Annotated in this window: 23 protein-coding genes, 1 pseudogene and 1 other annotated feature; of the genes and pseudogenes, 16 read left to right on the plus strand and 8 right to left on the minus strand. The window is 46.0% G+C overall.

What is annotated here, in order from left to right; all coding sequences use genetic code 11:
• Positions 1-22: 22 nt before the first annotated feature.
• Positions 23-2023, plus strand: coding sequence for a sensor histidine kinase (locus ACG3M1_RS19325; RefSeq protein ID WP_395814428.1), 2001 nt, complete (start codon positions 23-25; stop codon positions 2021-2023).
• Between the two features lie 88 nt (positions 2024-2111).
• On the plus strand, positions 2112-2738 hold the full coding sequence (locus ACG3M1_RS19330) for a bactofilin family protein (protein WP_395814431.1): 627 nt from the start codon (positions 2112-2114) through the stop codon (positions 2736-2738).
• 177 nt (positions 2739-2915) lie between these two features.
• On the opposite strand, the gene ACG3M1_RS19335 is transcribed toward ACG3M1_RS19330, so the two are convergent.
• From ACG3M1_RS19335 to ACG3M1_RS19350, 4 genes are all read right to left on the minus strand, one after another.
• On the minus strand, positions 2916-3608 hold the full coding sequence (locus ACG3M1_RS19335; protein ID WP_002605825.1) for a response regulator transcription factor: 693 nt from the start codon (positions 3606-3608) through the stop codon (positions 2916-2918).
• Positions 3609-3702: 94 nt separating this feature from the next.
• Positions 3703-4419 carry an amidohydrolase family protein gene (locus ACG3M1_RS19340; protein ID WP_257278191.1) on the minus strand — a complete coding sequence of 239 codons (717 nt, stop codon included), beginning with the start codon at positions 4417-4419 and terminating at the stop codon, positions 3703-3705.
• Positions 4416-4928 carry an ECF transporter S component gene (locus ACG3M1_RS19345; RefSeq protein WP_002605827.1) on the minus strand — a complete coding sequence of 171 codons (513 nt, stop codon included), beginning with the start codon at positions 4926-4928 and terminating at the stop codon, positions 4416-4418. Before ACG3M1_RS19345 ends, ACG3M1_RS19340 begins: the two co-directional genes overlap by 4 nt.
• 360 nt (positions 4929-5288) lie before the next feature.
• Positions 5289-5852 (minus strand): NADPH-dependent FMN reductase, encoded by a 564-nt coding sequence (locus ACG3M1_RS19350; protein ID WP_002605828.1) that lies wholly within the window; start codon positions 5850-5852, stop codon positions 5289-5291.
• A gap of 199 nt (positions 5853-6051) precedes the next feature.
• On the opposite strand from ACG3M1_RS19350, the pseudogene ACG3M1_RS19355 reads away from it, so the two are divergent.
• The 5 genes and pseudogenes from ACG3M1_RS19355 to ACG3M1_RS19375 all read left to right on the plus strand — a co-directional run bounded on the left by ACG3M1_RS19355 (position 6052) and on the right by ACG3M1_RS19375 (position 10378).
• Positions 6052-6941, plus strand: a pseudogene (locus ACG3M1_RS19355) (helix-turn-helix transcriptional regulator).
• A gap of 58 nt (positions 6942-6999) precedes the next feature.
• Positions 7000-7665, plus strand: coding sequence for a GyrI-like domain-containing protein (locus ACG3M1_RS19360; RefSeq protein WP_002605830.1), 666 nt, complete (start codon positions 7000-7002; stop codon positions 7663-7665).
• A 30-nt stretch (positions 7666-7695) separates the two neighbouring features.
• Positions 7696-8469: a GNAT family N-acetyltransferase gene (locus ACG3M1_RS19365; RefSeq protein WP_002605831.1), complete on the plus strand. Its 774-nt coding sequence runs from the start codon at positions 7696-7698 to the stop codon at positions 8467-8469.
• Entirely contained in the window at positions 8441-9814 is a 1374-nt protein-coding gene (locus ACG3M1_RS19370; RefSeq protein ID WP_002605832.1) for an effector binding domain-containing protein, read from the plus strand. Before ACG3M1_RS19365 ends, ACG3M1_RS19370 begins: the two co-directional genes overlap by 29 nt.
• 129 nt (positions 9815-9943) lie before the next feature.
• Positions 9944-10378: a DUF6434 domain-containing protein gene (locus tag ACG3M1_RS19375; protein ID WP_395814435.1), complete on the plus strand. Its 435-nt coding sequence runs from the start codon at positions 9944-9946 to the stop codon at positions 10376-10378.
• Between the two features lie 457 nt (positions 10379-10835).
• Here the strand turns inward: ACG3M1_RS19375 and ACG3M1_RS19380 are convergent, their stop codons facing one another.
• The 4 genes from ACG3M1_RS19380 to ACG3M1_RS19395 all read right to left on the minus strand — a co-directional run bounded on the left by ACG3M1_RS19380 (position 10836) and on the right by ACG3M1_RS19395 (position 14968).
• On the minus strand, positions 10836-11507 hold the full coding sequence (locus ACG3M1_RS19380) for an amino acid ABC transporter ATP-binding protein (RefSeq protein ID WP_002605834.1): 672 nt from the start codon (positions 11505-11507) through the stop codon (positions 10836-10838).
• Positions 11508-11517: 10 nt separating this feature from the next.
• Positions 11518-12159, minus strand: a complete 642-nt coding sequence (locus tag ACG3M1_RS19385) for an amino acid ABC transporter permease (RefSeq protein WP_002605835.1) — start codon at positions 12157-12159, stop codon at positions 11518-11520.
• 3 nt (positions 12160-12162) lie between these two features.
• Positions 12163-12933 (minus strand): amino acid ABC transporter substrate-binding protein, encoded by a 771-nt coding sequence (locus ACG3M1_RS19390; RefSeq protein ID WP_002605836.1) that lies wholly within the window; start codon positions 12931-12933, stop codon positions 12163-12165.
• 62 nt (positions 12934-12995) lie between these two features.
• Positions 12996-13259: a binding site (T-box leader), on the minus strand.
• Between the two features lie 113 nt (positions 13260-13372).
• Positions 13373-14968 carry an amidohydrolase gene (locus ACG3M1_RS19395; protein WP_002605837.1) on the minus strand — a complete coding sequence of 532 codons (1596 nt, stop codon included), beginning with the start codon at positions 14966-14968 and terminating at the stop codon, positions 13373-13375.
• A gap of 294 nt (positions 14969-15262) precedes the next feature.
• On the opposite strand from ACG3M1_RS19395, the gene ACG3M1_RS19400 reads away from it, so the two are divergent.
• The 9 genes from ACG3M1_RS19400 to trpA all read left to right on the plus strand — a co-directional run bounded on the left by ACG3M1_RS19400 (position 15263) and on the right by trpA (position 23132).
• Positions 15263-15493 (plus strand): hypothetical protein, encoded by a 231-nt coding sequence (locus ACG3M1_RS19400; RefSeq protein ID WP_217780181.1) that lies wholly within the window; start codon positions 15263-15265, stop codon positions 15491-15493.
• A 69-nt stretch (positions 15494-15562) separates the two neighbouring features.
• Positions 15563-15754, plus strand: coding sequence for a hypothetical protein (locus tag ACG3M1_RS19405; RefSeq protein ID WP_002605839.1), 192 nt, complete (start codon positions 15563-15565; stop codon positions 15752-15754).
• A 937-nt stretch (positions 15755-16691) separates the two neighbouring features.
• On the plus strand, positions 16692-18140 hold the full coding sequence (locus tag ACG3M1_RS19410; protein ID WP_395814438.1) for an anthranilate synthase component I family protein: 1449 nt from the start codon (positions 16692-16694) through the stop codon (positions 18138-18140).
• Positions 18137-18715 (plus strand): anthranilate synthase component II, encoded by a 579-nt coding sequence (locus tag ACG3M1_RS19415; protein ID WP_002605841.1) that lies wholly within the window; start codon positions 18137-18139, stop codon positions 18713-18715. The genes ACG3M1_RS19410 and ACG3M1_RS19415 overlap by 4 nt, the downstream gene beginning before the upstream one ends.
• A complete protein-coding gene (gene trpD, locus ACG3M1_RS19420; RefSeq protein ID WP_002605842.1) occupies positions 18709-19728 on the plus strand; it encodes an anthranilate phosphoribosyltransferase in 1020 nt (339 codons plus the stop codon). The genes ACG3M1_RS19415 and trpD overlap by 7 nt, the downstream gene beginning before the upstream one ends.
• On the plus strand, positions 19725-20492 hold the full coding sequence (trpC, locus tag ACG3M1_RS19425; RefSeq protein WP_002605843.1) for an indole-3-glycerol phosphate synthase TrpC: 768 nt from the start codon (positions 19725-19727) through the stop codon (positions 20490-20492). The genes trpD and trpC overlap by 4 nt, the downstream gene beginning before the upstream one ends.
• Positions 20464-21069, plus strand: coding sequence for a phosphoribosylanthranilate isomerase (locus ACG3M1_RS19430; RefSeq protein ID WP_002605844.1), 606 nt, complete (start codon positions 20464-20466; stop codon positions 21067-21069). Before trpC ends, ACG3M1_RS19430 begins: the two co-directional genes overlap by 29 nt.
• Before the next feature lie 91 nt (positions 21070-21160).
• Positions 21161-22345 carry a tryptophan synthase subunit beta gene (gene trpB, locus ACG3M1_RS19435; protein WP_002605845.1) on the plus strand — a complete coding sequence of 395 codons (1185 nt, stop codon included), beginning with the start codon at positions 21161-21163 and terminating at the stop codon, positions 22343-22345.
• Positions 22338-23132 carry a tryptophan synthase subunit alpha gene (gene trpA / locus ACG3M1_RS19440; protein WP_373143908.1) on the plus strand — a complete coding sequence of 265 codons (795 nt, stop codon included), beginning with the start codon at positions 22338-22340 and terminating at the stop codon, positions 23130-23132. Before trpB ends, trpA begins: the two co-directional genes overlap by 8 nt.
• Positions 23133-23250: the final 118 nt, after the last annotated feature.

The following is a 23250-nucleotide window of genomic DNA, read 5'->3' on the forward strand; positions in this document are numbered from 1 at the left end:
ATTCCCGGTGAAAACTACGATTATGAGCAGGATACGCCCCTTTTTTATGATTGTTCTCATCATCCTGAGCTCCTCATTCTTCCTTTCCTTTATCAACCGCTATGATAACAAATATTACAATGTACAGGCTCCAGTAAAAAACGGACAGCTTTTAAGCAATCAGCTGAGGCTAAAGGATAATGCACTGTATTCTCTGGTGGATAACTGGCTGTTTTATCCACACATCTACCGCAATGCAACAACCAATCAGGATGCCAGAGGTGTCTATACCTACCTTGGCCAGTACCCGGATTTCTCCATGCGTGATGCTTCACGCTCCCCTTACGGTGTATCCAGCTATCAGCTGAGCATTCCGGCGACAGAAAGCGGACAGACGATATCCATCTATTTTCCTGAAATCGATATTGCCTCTGAAATATGGCTGGATGATACACTGGTTGCTTCCAATGGCAATGTGAAAACAGCTCCCATCAAGGCCCGCATACAAAATACCGTCATTACCTTTTCCACAGAAAAAACACATACTCTTTATGTCATTGCGGCAAACGACACGCATTATTACAGCGGTATGTATTATCCATGCATATTATCCACCCCGCAGGGGATACAGAGCATGATTCTGCGAAAAGTCTTATTTTACGGATTCCTTGTATTTTCCTCTTTAAGCATTGGATTGTATTCCCTGAATTTATGGATCAGAAACCGCAGAGACAGCGTTTCCCGTTGCTTTGCGACAGCCACCCTTGCCTTTTCTCTGTTTGCATCCAGAGAGCTTCTCCGTATGTCTGGAATCTCTCATGTGACCATATTTTATGCCTTCATGGACGCGGCTTATTTTCTTATGATGTATAAGATTCTGGAAATCAATACCCTGCTTTCTCCTTTATCGAAGAAAAATCTGATTACCAGAGGAATGCGACTGCTTTCCATCGGTATGTGTATCCTGCCCTTTGCCAACCTGTTTATGCTCGGCAAAAATGCGGATGCCCTGCTTGCATATGGCTGGATCGTAGACGGCTTTAAATACATCAGTGTGCTTTATATTTTGTATACCACGCTGTATGGAAGCCGATACCGACGCATGGAGCTATGGCTGCTGGGAGCGAATACCTTTTATATTTTCGGTATTCTCTACACGCTGCTTGGCGCAAATCTCTTTGAACCCCTTTGCTATGGATGGCCGAATGACTATTTTTCCTTTTTCATTGTACTGTCTCTGGCAGCCCTCATGATTCAGCGCAGTGAACAGATGGCAAGGGAAAACGAACGGCTGACAATTCATTTACAGGAAACCGTAGAACAGCGAACGGAACAGCTGCACACACTGTTAAGTGAAAGAAAGGCCATGCTGGCAGAATTTGCCCATGATCTGAAAGCTCCCCTCAGCAGTATGCAATCCTTTATCGAGCTGATCCGTATGCAGGATACCCTGATTGATGATGAGGTTGATGGGTATTTAAAAATACTGGAACGAAAGGGAGCTGAATTACAAAATCGAATGACCGTCCTACAGAAATTCTCCTCTATGGATAAGGGGAGTCAGGATAAGCATGTTCTCGATCTGACACAGTTTCTGAAGCAGTTTCATGATTTTAACAAGGCAGATTGTGATGCGGCGGGAATCTACTTTCTGTATCTCTCTGCCAGGGAGCCCTGTCCTGTATTTGCGGATGAGAAGCAGCTAACGCGTTCGCTTGAAAACCTGCTGTACAATGCCTTATCCTTCACGGAGATGGAAGGAACCATCACCCTGTCCCTTTCCACAGAGGACAGCAATGCGCATATCGTTGTGGAGGATACCGGCTGTGGAATTGCACCGGACAGACAGGAACAGATTTTCCACAAGGGTGTATCTCTGCGGGAGGATTCCACAGAGCGCGGTCTTGGTCTTTACATCACCAAAAGTATAATTGCCGAGCATAACGGCTCCATCTGGGTGGAGTCTGACGGTGAGCACGGCTCTGCCTTTCATATCCTGCTTCCGCTTGCCTACAGCAACCTTCAAGAATCTGTCAAACCATAAGGCAGAGACTGGGTATGTGTGACTTTTCTGTTATAATAAAGTCAACATTTGAAGAATGATTACAATACACAGAAAGGAATGAACGCATATGAAATGGTACGAAAAGCAGAAAAAGCTGTATACACAGAATCAGGAGGAACAAAAAAACACCCCTTTTGGGGACCGTGCATCTATAAGGGGGAACGACGCAGTCGACCATGCAGCTTTATCGGCTGCTGTGCAGGAGTCTTTAAAGAGTCAAAACGAGCAGCTGCAAACCGGAAAAAACGATGAGGCAGAGAGTTTTAAAAGCAAAGAAACCACGGTTATTCAGGAGCACACAACCTTACAGGGAGATATGAATACGGAAGACAATATCACCATACATGGTGTTTTCATTGGAAATATCAGCTGTGGCGGCGATCTAACGATCAGCGGCAGCGTGAAGGGAAATATAAGCTGTAAGAATGCTGTTATACAGCAGGCCAAAATAGAAGGGGATATCGTGTGTGATACACATCTTGAAATCAGTCAGGGCTCCTGTGTCCACGGCAATGTGAACGCCAAGCAAATACTCTGCGGCGGTCAGATCATCGGGGATACCCGAATCGAGGGGAAATCCCAGTTTCTGGCGTCCTCTGCGATTTCCGGTGACATTCAGACGCAGAGTCTGGAGGTGGAATGCGGCGCCGTGCTGCAGGGAAATCTTCAGGTACAAGCTTCCTGTTCTGCTTAACCATGACCCGGCTCATAATCGTTAAGCAGACAGGATTATCTATCGGAAACAACAGCTGACATGAAGTCATAAAGCGACTGCCCTGCCTATCGTAAAACGTAAGCCGTCATCACGTATCAGCCTGAGGCTAGTACATACAGCGTAGCAATCAAAGCTCGTAAAAGACACGATGTTTTTTCATCCTGAAACAGGTGGTTCCACGAACTTATAGCCCTTGCCCCAGACGGTCTGAATAAACATATGATCCGCCCAGGCCTCCTCCAGCTTTTTACGAAGATTGGCGATATGTACCTGCACTGTATGTGTGGAATTCATATCCGGCATCTTCCATACCCGCTGGTAGATTTCCGATATGGTATACACATGCTCCGGTGTCTGTGCCAGCAGTACCAGGATATCAAATTCCGACATGGTTAACGGAACCCTGTTATCCTGAATCTGTATGGTTCTGGCATCCAGATTGATCCGGAGTGGGAAAAAATTCAAAATCTTCTGTCTGGAGGGTATTTGATAATACTGCCGTATCCTTGCCTGTATGCGAAGATACAGCTCTTCCAGAGAAAACGGTTTGGTAATATAATCATCCGCTCCCATCAGAAATCCATTCTTCAAATCCTCCTGTGAGGAAAGATTCGTCAAAAACACGATGGGTACAGAGCTGAAGCTGCGTATTTTCCGACACAGATCAAACCCGCTTTCCCCCTTAAGAAGCACATCCAGAACGATACAGTCTATCGTTTCCTGTTTCAGCACCCGAAGACCCTGTGAACCGCCGGTGGCAGTAAATACATCCTCATTGTTCTTCTGCAGATACTGCTCTGCAGCAAACAGTACATCTTTATCATCATCAATGATAAGAATCTTACTCATGATCCATCCTCCATGTCATTCTTATTGTATATTGTATCAGAAAAGTGAATGACAAAACATGGAAAACCGGATGGCTTGAAACTTTCTTGAACATTTAGGAAATTCGAAAAAAGGCTTTGGCATTGTCATAGAATACCTTTTGAAGTGCTTCTTCATCCAGACCGCTGACGATCACCTTCTGCATTTCCACGGACGGATGATGAAACGGGCCATCAGTGCCGAACAGGATACGATCTGCACCGACACTCTCGTATGCCTCTTTGATTTTTGTATGCATCGGCATACCGCTCATTTCCAGATACAGATTCGCATAGCGACGAGCCATTTTCAGGCTTGCGTCGATATACACACCGTGTCCGTGTCCCATATGAATCATCATCACCTTGACATTGGGAAAGCGCTCTGCGAGAAGCGCAATACTCCAGGGAAGGGAATAGGGAGGATGTCCGCAGTGAATACAGACAGGAACCTGATAGTGCTCTGCCATCTCCATGACAGGATCAACACATACATCGTCCGCCACAAAGGCATGCCTGAGCGGATTCAGCTTTACTGCCTGAAAGCCTTTCTCCAGATACTGCATCAGCAGCTGTGTGCAGTTTTCCTTGAGCGGGTTAACATACACAGCACCAGCAAAACGATCCGGCCATTCGCTGATTGCCCGGTATACGGCCTCATTATTCTGGGAACAGATAACCGTTTTCTCAATCTCATACATATCCATCAGCTCGAGAAGCTGTTGTGGAGTCGCCGCTACATTTGCCCAGCCGCCGATTTCACCGATATGCGCATGTGCATCTATTTTTTTCATATACGTTTCTCCTCAAAAAATGAAAGCATCTCCGTGCGGGACAGCATCGCAGATAGTACCGTAAAAAGGACGAGTCCGATGACTGTCTGCATACAGATTCTCGCAACAGAGGCGATTGCAGGTACAACCCCGGTCAGGGGTATTTTAACAAGTGTATAAGCAATAATCTGAAAAACGCCTCCCGTTCCCGCTGCAATCAGTCTGTTTTTTAATCGTGATTTCTCCAGTAAAAGTCCCATGATCCAGCCCATGGCATATTTTATAATAAAGGTTGGCAGCACCCAGACAGCGGCACCGCTCAGCAAATCGGATAAAGCACCACCAAGGCCGCCGGCCAACGCCCCCTGTTTTCTCCCCAGAACCATCACCCCCAGAAAAATCATACAGTCCCCCATATGCGTGTACCCTCCGGTTGCCGGATTGGGTATCTTTATAATATAGGTTGCGGTAAATATCAAAGCTGTCATAAGTGCTGTCATTGCCAGCTCCTTTGTCTTTTCATGCTGCATACAAGCTCTCCTCTCTATGAAATTGTATACATTCTACCATTAAACTGTATATTGAAAAATGAACAGTTTTACGAAAATAAAAGATAACAGTTTTATTAGCATAAGAGATGGATTTGTTTGCATTCGATAAAAGCTATCCACTCATTAAGGGCAGCTGTTTTCAATATGTTTCATCAATGGGAAAAGCATGCACATTTCCTTACAGTATAAGCATATAAGGTAATTGTGTTTGAAATCACACCACGATTGTATGATTCTTGTCAGAGAATGCACGATTTACACCGTATATGAAAAAGCGATTTCCCATTGCATCAAGAGAAGGAAATCGCCTTTCATTATTTTTTACAGCTGAACATTTTCTTATTTAAAGAATTCGTTATTTTCAATGAAATTTATAAATGCCCTGCACTGCTCTGCCAGAAAGGGCTCGCTTTCTTTTAAAACCAGTTTCCCATCTGTCACCTGTTCCAGTGCATTTGGTATCGTAAGCCGCGGCACATTCATAACCCTCATATTGAGAAAGCTCAACAGGGTGACCAACTGATCCTGTGCAATCAGCGTACCGGACATGCCGGGTGTAATACCGCTTACGGCTGCCGGCTTTCCATTTAAAACCCGCTTCTGTGCTTCATCCGGACGAGACATCCAATCCAGAAAATTTTTTAATACCCCGGAAATGCCATGATTGTATTCCGGTGAAAAGAACCATATGCCATCCGCCTCCTGAAGCTGCGCACGCAGGCGCTGTACAGCAGCAGGTGCCGGAAACTCAATATCCTCATTCATAAAAGGTAGATCCTGATAATCGAGTATTTCAAATACAAGCTCGTCACCGCAAAGAGCTGCGGCTGCTTCTGCCAGCTGACGGTTCAGGGATGCTTTGCGAAGAGAACCGACCACAGCTGCAATTTTTATTTTTTTCATAAGCTGCCTTCTTTCTATATCTGTATTCTAGTCCTGCGTGATGGAAAGTACAAGATATATGCCTGAAATCCTTTTATTCTCGCTTCAGTATATGCGATGATTTTATTTTTATGCGTATACCTCAAATATGACATAGCATTGTCATATTATGTCTGATACAATGGAGTCAGAAAGGAGGGATCGCATGCAGATACAGAGAATGTTTGAAATCGTCTATATCCTTTTACAGAAACGAAGAGTAACTGCCAAGGAGCTCGCAGAGCATTTTGAAGTCAGCACGCGTACGATTTACCGTGATCTTGACGCACTTTCCATGGCGGGAATACCGCTGTACACCAATAAGGGACATCAGGGTGGTATATTTTTGATGGAGGATTATGTACTCCACCGTTCCATGTTCAGTGAAGAGGAACAGCAAAAGCTGATGGCTGCATTGCAAAGCTATCATATTGCAGACCCGCAGGATGTGGATTCCCTGCTTACAAAATTAAGCTCCACCTTTTCCGCAAAGCTGACCAACTGGATTGATGTTGACTTTGTGGACTGGGGATCCGACCACAGTGCCAATCGCAAATTCCTTCTGTTGAAGGATGCGATTCTTGATAAACAGAGGATACAGTTTTCCTACCATTCCTCCTATGGCGCCAGCACTACAAGAACGGTTGAACCATTGCAGCTGCTGTTTAAGGGGTCCGCATGGTATCGATCGGCTACTGTACAGGAAAACAGGCACAGCGTTATTTCAAGCTGAACCGCATGGAGAACCTGTATAACACAAAGGAACATTTTGAGCGGGAGCTGGATACATCCAGTCTGCCGCATGATCAGAATGAATATAAGAAGGATTTGATCCATCTGGTTCTGGAAATGAAGGAAAATGTCGCCTATCGCATCTTCGATGAATATGATTCCTCCTGCTTCCGGCGAAGAGAGGATGGAAGCTTTCTTGTTACCATTGATTTTCCAAAAAGCGAATGGATATACGGGTATCTCATGTCCTTTGGAGATTCCCTACGCATCCTGGAGCCTGTGGATATACGGGATGAGGTTATCAATAGAATGCGACATGCAGTCAAGCAGTATGAGTAATATGACATACTGATGTCCTATATGGTGTGATAGGATATAGAAAAAGGAGATGGAAGCGATGGAAAAGAATATAAAGCTTGACTATAAGAAAAAGTATAAGGACCTCTATCAGCCGAAAACCACGGGTATGCTGATCGATATAGCGGCAATTCCCTTTCTGATGGTGGATGGAAAAGGAAATCCGAATGAGGAGGATGGTGATTACAGCAAGGCGATGCAGTTGCTTTACGGTATCACCTTCACGATCAAAATGAGCAGAAAGGGGACTAAGGCTCTGGAGGGCTATCACGATTATGTGGTGCCGCCGCTGGAGGGACTGTGGGAAATGAAGGGAATCAAGGGAATGGATTATTCCCGTAAGGAGGATTTCCTGTGGACATCCATGCTCCGCCTTCCAGAATATGTAACGGAGGATGTGTTCGCATGGGCATGTGAGGAGTTTCATAAAAAGCACCCGGAGGCAGATATCAACCGCGTACGTATGGAATGGTATGAGGAGGGGCTCTGCGCACAAATACTGCACAAGGGCTCCTATGATGAGGAACCGGCATCCCTAAAGAAGCTGCATACCTTTATTGAAGAAAACGGCTGCTGTGTGGATATCGGCTCAACTGCAGCCAGCGGACAGCTTAGAAAGCATCACGAAATCTATCTGGGAGATCCGAGAAAGTGCAAGCCGGAAAATCTGAAAACGGTATTGCGCATACCGGTAAGAAAACGATAACGGAAACCATCCGTAAAGGAGAAAAAGAGCATGGAATATATACAGCTGACACAGGAAAATTTACAGAAGGAGCATATCTGCTGCAGTATGACAGAGAAAAAAGGGGATCACAGCGTCACGGATAAAAAGGCTTGGCTGAAGGAACGCATGGAGGAGGGGCTTGTATTTTATAAGGCCGATGTACGCGGTAAGGTTTTTATTGAATATATACCTGCTCAAGCCGCATGGTTCCCTATTCAGGCAGACAACTGGATGCACATCAACTGTCTGTGGGTTTCCGGAAGCTTTAAGGGCTGCGGCTATTCCGATGAGTTGCTGGAGCACTGCATTGCAGATGCCAAAGCGAAGGGAATGCATGGTCTTACGATTTTATCAGGAAAAAAGAAGCTGCCCTATTTGAGCGATCCCTCGTATCTGAAATATAAAGGCTTCATCCCTGCTGATGAAGCAGGTGAGTATGTTTTGATGCATCTGCCGTTTCATGCGGGTGGAGAGAAGCCGCGCTTTGCGGATGGTGTATTGCGACCTCAGCATCCGGAAAACACCTTTGTATTGTATTATACCGATCAATGTCCGTTTGCCAGTCAGTATGCGCTCAAATTCGCGGAATGGATGAACAACTGGGAACAGTCCTGTGTTGTTCATCATATAACCACACGGGAAGCTGCCCAGAGCTGTCCGGGACCGGTGAGCGGCTATGCGCTGTTTTATGGAAATACGTATCTGACAAATGAAATCCAGTCGGAGAAAAAGGCTGAAAAGCTTTGGAAAACCTATGGAAGCAAGACTGTGCAGGCTGGATGATATCTTCCTGGTAGGCTGTGAAACAAAACTGGGAACATCCCTGAGCAGAAATGCCGGCATTTCCATGGCATTCTGGAAAAGGTTTAATGAACAGCTGAAAATGTATCATGTGAAGCAGGGAAAGCAGTTTGTGAAATATGCCCTTACCCGGCGCGGATCACAGGGTCTGACCTATGCATGTGCTGTTCCCAGTGCACAGCTGTATCCGGATCACTTTCAGATTTACCGTATTCCCAAAGGGGAGTATCTGTGCGTGGAGCATCATGGTGATATGGCAAAGCTTCCGGAAACCATCGATAGAATATTCAAGCAGGAGCTGAAGGACAGACAGCTGACACCTGCAAAGGGAGCGCTTGTTTATTTCGAAAAGTATGATGAGCGGTTTCACTACCGTCAGGACGCTTCGGTTATTGAGCTATATATTCCACTCGCAGGAAATGCATGCAAGCCCATGGAGGAGATTGAGGCGAAGACAATTTTACAGGGGGGCGGAAATACCATCGGGCAGTTTTCCTGGTTTGGTATGGATTTTAATATGAATCTGTATAAGGGCTGCAATCACGGCTGTATCTATTGCGATTCCAGAAGCAGCTGCTATCAGGTACAGGAATTTGACCGTGTACGGAAAAAGAAGAATGAGCTGCTTATTCTGGAGCGTCAGTTAAAGGGTAAACGGAAAAAAGGAGTGATAGGCATCGGAGCCATGTCGGATACCTATAACCCTTTTGAAAAGCAGCAGGAAATTACAAGAGGTGCATTACAGCTGATCGACCGCTATGGCTACGGTGTGGGAATCGATACCAAAAGCACCCTGGTGCTCCGTGATCTGGATTTGCTGGCACGCATTGCCTCACATAATCCTGTTATCATCAAGCTGACAATCACCTGTGCGGATGATGCTCTGGGAAAGATGATTGAACCGTATGCCCCAAGCTCAAGTGAACGCTTTCTGGCATTGGAGGAATTGCACAGGGCCGGTATCTATGCGGGGATTTTGATGATGCCCATTCTTCCCTTCATCAATGACACACCGGAAAACATCACCGGTATCGTCGAGCTTGCGGCAAAGCATCATGCGAAATTTATCTACCCTGCATTTGGCATGACTCTGCGGGATAATCAGAGGGATTATTACTACTATCAGCTGGATCATTATTTCCCGGGAAAACGCAGACTGTATGAACAGCGCTATCATAATGTTTACAGCTGTGATTCTCCACATGCCGCAAAGCTGTATAAGCTGTTTCAGACAGAGTGTCGAAAATACGGTATCCGCTACCGTATGAATGATATAATCCGAGGTTATAAAAAGCAGCAGGTTCATCAGGGGCAGCTGAAGCTGTAGAGCGATAGATGCTTTCCTCCTGCGAATTGAGCAATAAGAGAATTTCATCAGCTCCCTCTATGTCCCCGACGATTGAAATACATGGACAAAGGGAAAACGAATGCTTGAAAAAGAAGATGGGAGGTATTTATGAAGCGACCGGAATTATCAAGAGCCTTAACACCGGAACAGTTTCAGGAAAACTATTATCTAAAGGAGGAGCTGCAGGCGTTTTTAAAGGCATGCGGTGTATCTGCATCCGGCAGCAAGGCTGATTTAAACGAACGTATCCTTCAGATATTACATGGAAATGCGATATGTTCTGCCGTAAAGCAAAGAAAAGTAAAAAACAACCGCACAGACACGCTGTGTCCCGATTCCATCATTGAGAAAGATCTTGTTTGTTCACAGAAGCACAGAGCATTTTTCAAATCTGTGATTGGCAGTAAGTTTTCCTTCCATGTGGAATTTCAGGACTGGCTGAAAACTCACGCAGGACAGACATATCAGGATGCCGTGGATGCATGGTATGCCATACAGGAACAGAAGAAGCATAAAAAAAACTGTTATCAGTCCGCAGTTTGAATACAACACATATATTCGAGCCTTCTTTGCGGATAATCCGGGGCGTTCTTTAAAGGAATCTATCATGTGCTGGAATCATCGAAAAGCCATACCGGGACCGCACGTATATCAAAAAGAGGATCTTCTGGTTTTAAATGAGCAGGAAGATGAAAGATAGCCTAGTTTCATATAAATGCATTTCTGCAATTGCAGTTATGCGTTTTTTCTTTGATGCAGTTATGTTCGACATAAGGCTTACACCCTTTTATTAAATAAGCACATTATTCTCAAAAACTGAGAAATACAGTATATGATACTTATCATAAAAGCATGTAAATTTGATACCAACCTTCTTTATCTCAAAAGACTTTGTATGTAGAATCATGTATATATTAAATTTTCCAAATAAAAAGGATACCTTACGATACCCTATATATACTGATTTTCCTTATGCTACATAGCCGCTATCAGCACCAGCTTATCGATTGATATCCGTAATTTTCACAACACGCGTACCAACACGCTGGGCAAAGCCTTCATCATGTGTAATGATGAGAATCGCCATTTCTTTGCTTAAGTCTTTGATAATGGAGGTCACGGAAGCAATGGATTCCACATCCAGCGCACTGGTTGGTTCATCAAAGCACAGAACAGAGGGCTGCAGCATGCAGGCACGGGCTATCGCCACCCGCTGTTTCTGTCCACCGCTCAGAGTAGAGGGATAGGCATGCAGCTTATCACTGATCTGCAGCCGTTCCAGTAATTTCTCTGCCTTTTGAACCGCATCCTCTTTACTCATCAGCTTATGATAAACGGGTGCCTCAATCAGATTCTGAAGTACATTGCGATGCGGAAACAGCTGGTAGTTCTGAAACACCATGCCGACCTCCTTGCGCAGCGCCTTTTTTGTTTCCTTATCCGCGTAGACACTCCTTCCGTTTTCCTCTTTCAGAAGGTAGCTGTCATTGATGAGAATTTCTCCGCTGTCAGCGGTTTCCAGATCACAGAGACAGCGTAGCAGTGTTGTCTTTCCACTTCCACTCAATCCCATTAAAACAACGATTTCCCTTTCCTTCACATCCAGATCGACATTGCGAAGCACCTGATTATCGTGAAAGGATTTGCATAGATTTTGAATTTGTATACTCATACGGCCACCTCTACTTATAATAGTTCAGCCGTTTTTCCAGATAATTCAATCCGCGGGAAATCGGCATATTCAAGACCAGATAAATCATACCAACATAAATGAAAGGAAGTCCTGTCGCATAGGTACCGGCTGCGATTTTGGCATAACGCAGCAGCTCGTCGATTCCCAGAATGGAAACCAGACAGGTATCCTTCAACAGCGTCAGGCTCTCATTGATAAAGGAAGGAATACAGTTGCGCAGCGCCTGTGGAAGCAGGATATGCAGAAACGTATAGGAGTTGGAATAGCCGAGAAGCTTGGCTGCCTCCTTTTGTCCCTCATCAATGGATTGTATGCCACCACGCAGAATTTCTGTGAAATATGCGGTATAGTTCAGAAGAAATGCCAGTATAGCTGCTGTTGTCCGATCCAGACGGATGCCCAGATAAGGAAGACCGAAATAGACGAACATCAGCTGCAGAAGCAGCGGTGTACCTCTCATGATATAAATATAGAAACGAACGATGGTAGAGACAACCGCATTCCTTGACAGTCTGACATAGACCATGGGAAGTGCCAGAACAAAGGAGCCGACCAGCGTTACCACCCAGAAGAACAGGGTGATCTTCAGCCCTTCTACAAAGGCCGGAAGCAGCTGTATAAAGAAGTCCATAGCTTATTTAAACCAGGTATCCTTGATGTTATCGAAGGTTCCATCGTCCTTTAATTCCTGCATTGCCTTGTTGATATGTTTGCACAGCTCTGTATCATCCTTGCGCATTCCGATTGCATATTCCTCTGTACCGAAGTTTTCATCCAGTACCACATAGTTCACTCCGTTATCCTGCTGCTTCATATAGTAACGCGCCAGAGTCTCATCTACAACGATGGCATCGCTTCTTCCGGATTCCAAATCCATGAAACAGTCATTGTTGGTATCAAACTGGGTCGGCTTGCCATCCTTTAAGCCTGCGACAAAGTCCTTATCCTTCATGACCGCATCATACGCACTGGAATTTTTCTGAACCGACAAGGTTTTATCCTTAATGTCCGCCTTTGTCTTGATTCCCGTCTTATCCGTTGTGATAATTATCTGACGGTTTTCCATATATGGATCAGAGAACAGCACCTGCTTTTTACGCTCCTCCGTGATGGAATATCCGTTCCAGATCAAATCGATATTCCCGGACTCCAGCTCTGTTTCCTTTAAATCCCAGTCAATGTTTTGAAACTCAACCTTCTTACCGATTTTCTTTGAAACGGCTTCTGCCAGCTCCACATCAAAGCCGACCAGCTTCCCATCCTTTTTAAATCCCATTGGCGCAAAGGTATCATCTATACCAATGGTCAGTACCTCCTTGTCATCCCCCTTTGCTGTATCTGATCCACAGGCAGTTAAAGTGAGTGTGCACAGCAGTGCGAGCATTGTTAAAGCTATCCTTTTCATACATTTTTCCTCCTCAATTTCAAGCGTCTGATGAAAAAAAGCTTCCATCCTCCGGATTTTGTCCAGAGGACGAAAGCTGTTGCTTACGTGGTTCCACCTCAATTTATCAGCTCCTTGCGGAAACTGACCTCAGTAAGTGATGATCATGCTCATCGTCATGGAAGCATCACTTTGATCGGTAACGGAATCAACCGGCAGACACTACTGTTGTTTCGCATCTGCAGCTCCAAGACGTGTTCCACAGCCAACTCATGATTCCCTTCTCAGCAAACGGGAACTCTCTTTCATGCCTGGACATGTGTACTATTTCTTTTCATCGCTTGTACTGTAGTTACAGTATACGGGATGAAAAATGAAATGTCAATGCATTTTGTAAGAAAATGTAAGAATGCGGTATCTCAATGAAATACATCAGAAAGTATTGAAAGAAAATGTAAAATTATATATTCTGCGATTCCTGCACCTGCCGCTTATAAATACAGGTCCCCTCCTTCCAGGTTTCCAGCACCTGAATATTTCGTATCTCCTCCACCGGAATTTCCAGCGGATTTTGATCAAGGACGGCAAAGTCCGCCAGCTTACCTGCTTCCAGCGTTCCCTTTTGATCCTCCTCATGGTACTGCCAAGCCGCATACTGCGTGATCGCACGCAGGGCCTCATAAACATCAATACGTTCCTTTTCCCCGAGAAGCACTCCGTTTTTTGTACGGCGAACAGCGGCACACCATACGGATTCCATCAGATTCGGTGCGATAACGGGAGTATCGGTATGCAGGGTGAACACAAGTCCAAGCTGCAACGCATCCCGCAATGGAGAAATCAGCGAAGCCCGCTGTACTCCGAAGTTTTCAATATGCACATCTCCCCAGTGCCATACATGTGCCGCAAAGAAGGAAGGAATCATTTGCAGCGGCTTCATCCGTTCCAGCTGTTCCTTTTGCACTAGCTGTGCGTGAATCATGACAGGACGTAAGGTATCCTTAGCATCCAGCTCTCTTACAACCTTTTCAAACTGTGTCAGATACTGCTCAGCTGCTGCATCACCATTGCAGTGTGCGAGAAGCTGCTGATGCTCCAGCAGACTTTTGCGAATACAGGCAGCCACTTCCTCATCACTCATCGTTCCATATCCGTAATAGTTGGCATCCCCCTGATAAGGTGTTTGCATCCATGCAGTTCGTCCCTGTGGAGAGCCGTCAAGAAACATCTTATATCCACCGATGCGAAAATGCTTATGATACTGCACTCCCTTTGGCTTGCTTTCCTTTCGCAGTGCCTCACTGTCCCGGATTCCCACATAGCCGACCACATCCTGTTTCAATATATTACGAGCTGCGGCCTCTTTCAATATGGCATATACCGCCGCATTCATCATCCCGTCCTGTATGGTGGTAATTCCATAGCTGGCATATAGCTGCAAAGCATCCTCCAGCAGCCGCATCATCTCCTCCATGGATGGCATCGGCACATGATGCAGAAATGATGTAAAGGCATTTTCCTCCATATAGCCGTTCAGCATACCATCCGTATTTCGTCCATATCTGCCGCCATCCGGATCGGGTGCATCAGGGGGGATATTGGCCAGCTGCATTGCTGTATATGATGCAACACCCATATGGGAGGATGCATGAGTAATCACGATTGGCCGCCTGCCGACAGCCTTTAGGACATCGGCATCCGGATGCCGGCGCTCCTTAAGCAGCGTATGATCATAGCCGACACCACTCACCCAGTCCTGCTCCTTCAAATGATGCTGCTGTATGAAATCAGTAAGTATGTGCTGAATATCCGCAAAGCTTCTTGCACTGCTTACATCCGCCTGACGGAATGTATTCGCACAGGATACCAGATGGCTGTGAGCATCTATGATTCCCGGGATGATGACTCTGCCGCCCATATCCACACAATCTGCGGCTTTATATTCTTCCGGTATGTGATCACCGATGTAAACAATGCTCCCCTGTTCGATGCACATACAGGATGCTGTTTGTCTGTCCTTCATAGTGAGTATACGTGCATTTAAGATCTGTATCATAAAAACACCTCCTGCTTATAGTGTACCACACGGTATGGATTTCATGAAATCCGGTTTGCCGGCGTAATTGATTCCCCTATGCAATTTATCCTTGGTTCACAGCACTGCCTGCTTTTTCTTAGTCTGCCCTGCCTAACCAGGAACACCACCAAGTCCTTTTCATGCAACACCAACCACAGAAAGCTTTCTCTGTTAACAGGTCTTTATGCGTCCCCTCCCTTTCCTATCCGTATTGTTTCCATATACCCTACAAATGCAGATAACCTCCACGATATGGAAACAGTCTGAAAGCATATGAACTTTATATTTATCGTTCATCTTCCTGTTTATCAAATTATCTTTCTCAATTCCTATGCCGAGTACACTAGAAAATGGATTGATGCCTATCAGATGAGAAATGAGGAAGGCGAGATGGAAAGTAAGCGAAGCCTGATGAGGAGGATTTACATTTATCTCCCGGAGATAAATGAAATTGTTAAGCGCAAGGGATTCGGGAAGCTGAATGACTTTGAACAATTATGCTAGGTTCTACCCTTCGGGTACCTGTTTAAAAACAATGATGAAGATGGTATATTAAAAACAGAGGAAAGGCTGGTGAAGAAGGTTATACCCAAAAGACACCAAGTGGAAACGTACAGAAAATTTCATGATGCAGAAGATCTCCGGTCGATAGGGATGGCAACGCAGATACAGGAGCAGCGCGAAAAAAATGCTATTTTGGATAGTTTTGAAGATGGTGTTGAACAGGGAATTAAACAAGGCGTTGAACAGAGAAAAAAGAGGTGAAAGATTGCTGTTAAATCGACTAATGAAAAGTAAATATCATCAAGACTGCTCAACATGGCTATGCTCTTTATCAATGGAACAGCTCGATCTTGTATCCAATTTATTATACACCTGTGATACCTTACAGAAACTGAAAAATCAGCTTGCTGTTCACAAATAATACATATAAAGTACACAATAAAACTGTTTCAAATTCAGGTTCCTTCTTACTTCAGGGTGTATGCAACAAGAGACTTCCACTATTGTATTTATCAATAGAAGTTAAAGTCTCCCTGTTTTGAGTTTACCCACATTCGAGAAAGAACCCAAATTCATAAAAACAGTTTTTCGACAGTTGCATATAGAAAATAATTGGTGTCTGCTATTTTTATCAAGGTATAAAGCCTGCATAAATAGAACAGATGTTCGCGGCACTTAATATTCATTTGTTACATGTTCTTTATCAGCATTATTTTCATTTATATTGAAAGAAAATGAAAATAGTTTTGAAAATCTATTGACAAATCATGTAAATCAGCTTTATAATCAAGACTATACATTCGATTGATTCAGGAAGAGTAACAGAACCCTCGGATCCAAAGAGAGCTGATGACGGTGGAAATTCAGCGTGAAGAGATCTTGTGAATGGCCCTGAAGAGAAGCATCGGCGAAAAGTGATGAGTAGCTGATGACGCAATTCCCGCGTTATCTGAGGAAGCAGACATGTTGGTGTTTGTATAAGAGTGTTTTGCATTTGTCTTTTCGCAAAACGTATAGGTGGCTAAACGAAGATCCTTCGTCCTATGATACAGGGCGGAGGTTTTTATTTTTATTCTCACTCTTATACAGTAGCAGGAAAGGAAAATAGAATGGAAAATACAGAAGCAATTCTCTACTGTCACAGCAGACGATGGCGCAGCTTTTAACAGCCGCCTATGCAGAGGACAGGAGGAACCCTATGATCTATCCCGATTTACAAACTGTGCGTATTTACGCAGACACATATACACGAATTCCCGTTTACACAGCACTGGATTATGAAACAGACGATATGCTTGATCTGTATGCAGCGCTGCGGGGACCCTATTCATTTTTTCTGGAAAGCGGTGTTCTGAACTCGTATGGCCGCTATTCCATCATCGCTTTACCCTGTAGGAAACGCCTGGTAAGCAGAGGTGGAACTACAGCTCTCATTCAATACGATGAAACAATACAGCTGGATGGAAATCCACTGGACATCCTAAAGAAAGAAATGCAGGAATGTGCTCCCATCTATCCGGAGCTGCCGGTATTTACAGGAGGAGCAATCGGTCATTTCAATTATGATATGATTCGCTTATTTGAAGCCATTCAGGATAACCGGCTTCCCTCTCTAAAGCTTCCCCTGATGCAGTTTGCATTTGTGGAAGAGCTGCTGGTGCTTGATCATGAACAGCACCGGCTGTATGTCATTGTGAATATGCAGACACAAAACGGATGTCTGGACAACGCCTATGACAAAGCGGTTCAACGTATTTACGAGCTGCGGGCTTTCCTGTCACACAGAAAGCCGTATAGTGGAAAGCCACTTGCAAGGCGAACCGTCACAAGCTCCATGAATAAGCAGCAATTCATGGCTAACGTGGAACAGGCGCAGAAGCACATACAGGAAGGCGATATCTTTCAGGTTGTACTGAGTCAGCGTATGGAGGCTTCGTATACAGAGGATCCATTGGATGCGTATGTTCAGCTTCGTTCACTGGGGAAAAGCCCCTATATGTATTATCTTGATTTTGATGAATATGTCATTGCCGGTGTTTCACCGGAGCTGCTGTTAAAGGGTCGCGGACGTTCCATTATGACGATGCCGATTGCCGGCACCCGTCCCAGAGGAGCTGATGAACAGGAGGATCTGAAAGCAGCACAATCCCTGCTGGAGGATCCCAAGGAGAATGCAGAGCACAGCATGCTCATTGATTTAGGACGGAACGATATCGGCAGGGTATCGGATATCGGCAGTGTTCAGGTTCGGCATATGAAGCAGGTGCAGCGTTATTCCCATGTCATGCATATGACGAGCGAGGTACACGGGCGGCTGAAGGAAAGCTGTGATATCTATGACGCACTCGCCAGTGTCCTACCGGCAGGAACTCTGTCCGGTGCGCCGAAAATCAGTGCAATGAATATCATTGAACAGCTGGAGCCGGTAAAACGGGAAATTTACGGTGGGGCTATCGGCTTCTTAGGCTACAATAAACAATTTGATGCCTGTATCACCATCCGTACCTTTGTCTTTCATAAACATAAGGTCTATTTACAGGCAGGAGCCGGAATCGTAAAGGATTCCGTACCGGAAAAGGAATATGAGGAAACGCTGCATAAAGCTAAAGCCATGCTTCGTGCAGTACACGGTGAGGTGACGGTATGATTGTAATCATCGATAACTATGATTCCTTTACCTACAATCTCTATCAGGCAGTTGCCGTATATGCGCAAGATGTCATCGTATTGCGAAATGATGCTGTTGATGCCTCTATGCTGCAAAAGCTGAAGCCGACTGCTCTCGTGTTTTCACCGGGGGCAGGTCATCCCCATGCTGCCGGAAATATGGAATCTATCATTCAGCAGTGTTACAGGGATATTCCCATGCTGGGAATCTGTCTGGGGCATCAGGCCATAGCTGAGGTATTTTCTTCCAGAATCACCTATGCAAGGGTGATTCGGCACGGTGAGTGCGATGCAATCACGCAAACAGCACCCTGCGCGCTGTTCGATGGTCTTTCCACCACATTTTTGGCAGCCCGCTATCATTCTCTGGTTGTTGAACAGCCGGGTGAGGAGCTCATCGTAACTGCTGAAAGCAGCACAAAGGAAATCATGGCGATTCAGCATCACCGCTATCCTGTATACGGCATTCAGTTTCATCCGGAATCGATTCTGACACCGGACGGTATGCGAATTATTGAGAATTTTATAACGAAAGCGAGGAGCTATGTATGTTAAAGGAATATATTAAAAAGGTCAGTGAACACCATGATCTGACAACAGAGGAAATGAAAACTGCCATGAATATCATTATGGATGGCAGAGCAAGCAGTGAACAGGTCAGCGCATTTCTGATCGCAATGAAGATGAAAAAGGAAAGTCCTGCGGAAATCGCAGCAGCGTCCAGGGTCATGGTAAGCAAGGCGACACCGCTTCCAACCGATGTGAAAGGTATTGTCGATATCGTAGGCACCGGTGGTGACTGTCTGAATACCTTTAATATTTCCACCACCTCCTCCTTTGTATTGTGCGGTGCAGGACTGGCAGTTGCCAAGCATGGAAACCGCGGCGTATCGAGTAAAAGCGGAAGTGCGGATACCCTGGAGGCACTGCATGTCAACATCACCCTTCCGCCAAAGGAAGCAGCCTATCTGCTGGAGAAGGTCGGCATCACCTTTCTGTTTGCCCAGACCTATCATGAAAGCATGCGGCATGTCGGCCCGATCCGCAGACAGCTTGGATTAAAGACAATGTTTAATATTCTCGGACCCCTGACGAATCCGGCACATCCCGATACCTATGTCATCGGTGCCTACAATGAGGAAATGGCAGATGTCATGATTCATGTCTATCAGGAAATGGGTGTTAAACAGGCAGTGGTTGTGCATGGGAACTGCGGTATGGATGAGGTTTCCATGACCGGAGATACCCTTGTACATGAGTTAAAGGACAATCAGATTTGTACGTATACGATTTCTCCGGAGCAATTCGGCAGAAAGCGCTGTCAGCTGCAGGAGCTTGTCGGCGGAGACAGTGTGGAAAACGCCAAAATTCTCATGGATATTTTACAGGGAGAGCACAGTGCCAAACGGGATGCCGTTTTACTGAACAGCGGCCTTGCCCTGTATATCAGTGGACGTGCTGACACCATGGAAGACGGAATCAGGCTGGCTGAGCAGAGTATCGACAGCGGACAGGCGCTGGCGAAATTCAGGATGTTTCAACAGCTGTCACAGGAGGTAGGTGCATGATACTGGATACGATCATAGAAAAGAAAAAAACTACACTGGAGGAGGAGCTGATGCGGATGCTTCCAAGAGAACAGGGTAAGATCGCCAAGCAGATGAAGCTGTATGATTCATTATTCGTTATCGGAGAAATAAAAAAAGCAAGTCCCAGCAAGGGTGTCATTGTAGAGGATTTCAGCGCTGCGCGCTTTGCGAATGCGTATGATGAGGCAGGTATCAATGCCATCTCCATACTGACAGAACGCAATTTCTTTCAGGGCGGCTTGGAAAATATAGAAATTGCCCGTTCCGTGAGCGATCTTCCTATTCTGCGCAAGGATTTCATTATGGATGCCCGCGAGGTTGTGCAGACAAAGCGTATTGGCGCAAACATGATGCTGCTGATTGTGGCTATGCTGGAGGATGCAACCCTGCGTGAATTCTATCAGCTGGCACGCTTTCTCGATCTGGAGTGTATCGTGGAGGTACACAATGAAAAGGAGCTGGAGCGGGCATTGCAGCTGCAGCCGGAAATCATCGGTATCAATAACCGCGACCTGCATACCTTTGCAGTATCTCTGGAAACAACAAAGCGTCTAGCTTCCAGAATTCCTGCGGATATCAGCATCGTTTCCGAAAGTGGAATTTTCACCCATGAGGATATGGAGTATGTAAGAAAAGCAGGTGCAGATGCTGTTTTAATCGGAGAGAGCTTCATGCGCTGTCCGGATATCCGTACCCACCTGCAGGAGCTGAAGTATGGCAGTTGTAAAGCTGTGCGGTATTAAAAGCGAAGAGGATGCGGCACTGATGAATGAGGTGAAGCCGGACTATGTCGGCTTTGTATTCGCTCCCGGAAAGCACCAGATATCCGCAGCCTCCGCCTGCAGGCTTTCAAATATCATCCGATACAGCAGGCTTGTCGGTGTTTTTGTGAATGAACAGCCTGCCGTCATAGCTAAAATTGCCAAGCAGACAGGTCTGGATGTTATTCAGCTGCACGGAGATGAAAGCGATGCGGATATCCGGCAGCTGAAAAAAAGCTGCAATTGTGAAATATGGAAGGCTCTGCGTATCGGTCAAATCAAGGATATGGATGCTGCAGCGTTTCCGCATGCGGATCGTCTGCTTGTGGACAGCTATGTACAGGGCCTGCGCGGAGGAAGCGGAAAGCGGATCGCTATGGAATTGTTACAGAAGCTGGACGTGTCCAGACTCATCATTGCCGGTGGAATCTGCAGGGATAACGTAAAGGAAATTCTGGCATTGCAGCCTTACGGCATTGATGTCTCCAGTGCACTGGAGACCAATGGCAAAAAGGATAAGGAAAAAGTGCGCACGTTTATGAAGCAGCTGAAGGGTTGAACAGAAGCAGACCAAGCACTGTAAAGGAATACTGCAATGGCGTGCATTTTACAAGATAGATGCCCGTAAAAAGCGGGAGATGGGAGGCAGTATGACAAAAGGAATGTATGGAGCGTTTGGCGGACAATATGCGCCGGAAACACTCATGATTGCTCTGGAGGAGCTGGAGAATGCCTATGAGCAGGTAAAGGATGATGCGGATTTCCAGCAGGAGCTTCAGTTTTATTTAAGGGAATATGCGAACCGTCCTTCTCTGCTGTATTATGCAAGGAAGATGAGCGAGGAACTGGGCGGTGCAAAGATATATTTGAAGCGGGAGGATCTGAATCATACCGGTGCGCACAAGATCAATAATGTGCTGGGGCAGGCATTGCTGGCAAAACGAATGGGAAAAACGAAAATCATTGCGGAGACGGGTGCCGGGCAGCATGGGGTTGCCTCCGCAACAGCGGCGGCTCTTTTCGGTATGGAATGTGAGGTGTTCATGGGGGTTGAGGACATGCGCAGACAGTCGCTGAATGTATTCAAGATGGAGCTGCTGGGGGCAACGGTTACCGGGGTATCCAGCGGCACTGGCACCTTGAAGGATGCCTGCAATGAGGCCATGCGTGCATGGGCTTCCCGCTGTGATGATACCTTTTATGTTCTGGGCTCCGCTGTCGGACCTCATCCGTATCCGATGATTGTCCGTGATTTTCAGAAAATCATTTCAGAGGAAATGAAGGAACAGTGTCTGGAAAAGGAAGGTCGTCTGCCGGATGCGGTCATCGCCTGTGTGGGCGGCGGCAGCAATGCTATCGGTACCTTTTATGATTTTCTGAAGGATGAGGATGTTGCCCTGATCGGATGTGAGGCGGCGGGAAAAGGGATCCATACCGAACAGCATGCCGCAACCATTGCACGCGGCAGTGTCGGTGTCCTGCATGGCATGAAATCACTGTTTCTACAGGATGATGACGGTCAGATCATGCCGGTGTATTCCATTTCCGCAGGACTGGATTATCCCGGAATCGGACCGGAGCATGCCGACCTTGCCCAAAGCGGGCGCGTGCAATATGTGCCAGTCACAGATGATGAAGCGGTTGCGGCTTTTCTGTATCTGACAAAAACAGAGGGCATCATACCGGCAATTGAAAGCAGTCATGCGCTGGCCTATGCCATGAAGCTTGCCCCGACCATGTCAAAGGACAGCATACTCGCAGTCACCCTGTCCGGACGTGGTGACAAGGATGTAAAAAGTATTGCGGAATATCTGGAGGTGGACATTCATGAATAGAATCGATGCAGTATTCAAGAGATTGAAGCAGGAACAAAAAACGGCCTTCATCGGCTTTCTGACAGCAGGTGATCCGGATATTCCCACATGTATGGAATGTGTGAAGCAGCTGGAACAAAACGGCTGTGATATCATTGAAATCGGAATCCCCTTTTCCGATCCGATTGCGGAGGGACCTGTCATTCAGGAGGCAAGTCTTCGCGCCTTACAGAATGATATCACAACAGAGACTGTTATGCGTATGGTGTCGAACATTCGCGAGTTCTCCCAGATTCCTCTTGTTTTCCTCCTGTATTACAACCAAATCTTCAAATATGGGGCAAACCGGTTTCTCAGAGAAAGCGAAGCTGCCGGTATTGATGCGCTGATCATTCCCGATCTTCCCATGGAGCACCGTGAGGAATTAAAGCCGCTTGCGGATGCACATCATATACAGCTGATTTCCCTGGTAACACCTGTTTCCAGTGTCCGTAAGAAAAGCATTGCAGAACAAAGTGAAGGCTTTCTGTATTGCGTGACATCCCTTGGTGTAACCGGCGAGCGAACGGAATTTCAGGCGGATTTGAAGGCATTTCTAAACGAGCTTTCCGCTTACAGCAATACGCCAAAGGCACTTGGCTTCGGTATTTCCACTCCACAGCAGATTACCGAGATGAAGTCCTATGCGGACGGTGTGATTGTCGGCAGTGCCATTGTGCGGCAGATCGGGCGACTGGCGAAGCAGGAAATCACGCTGGAAGAGATCGGCAGCTTTGTGAAAACACTTGCGGATGCGGCACATGCCTAGAAAGGGACAATGCGTCCTTTTTTTGTACCGATTGCAACGAACGCTTCACCACTTCTACAGATGTACCTCCTATACCAGCCACCTTCTTCAGCTCCCGTAAACCGGCGGCTTCTCTGCC

It is taken from the genome of Clostridium sp. 10cd* (assembly GCF_044336395.1).
GTDB classification, from domain to species: Bacteria; Bacillota_I; Bacilli_A; order Erysipelotrichales; family Erysipelotrichaceae; genus Clostridium_AQ; species Clostridium_AQ innocuum.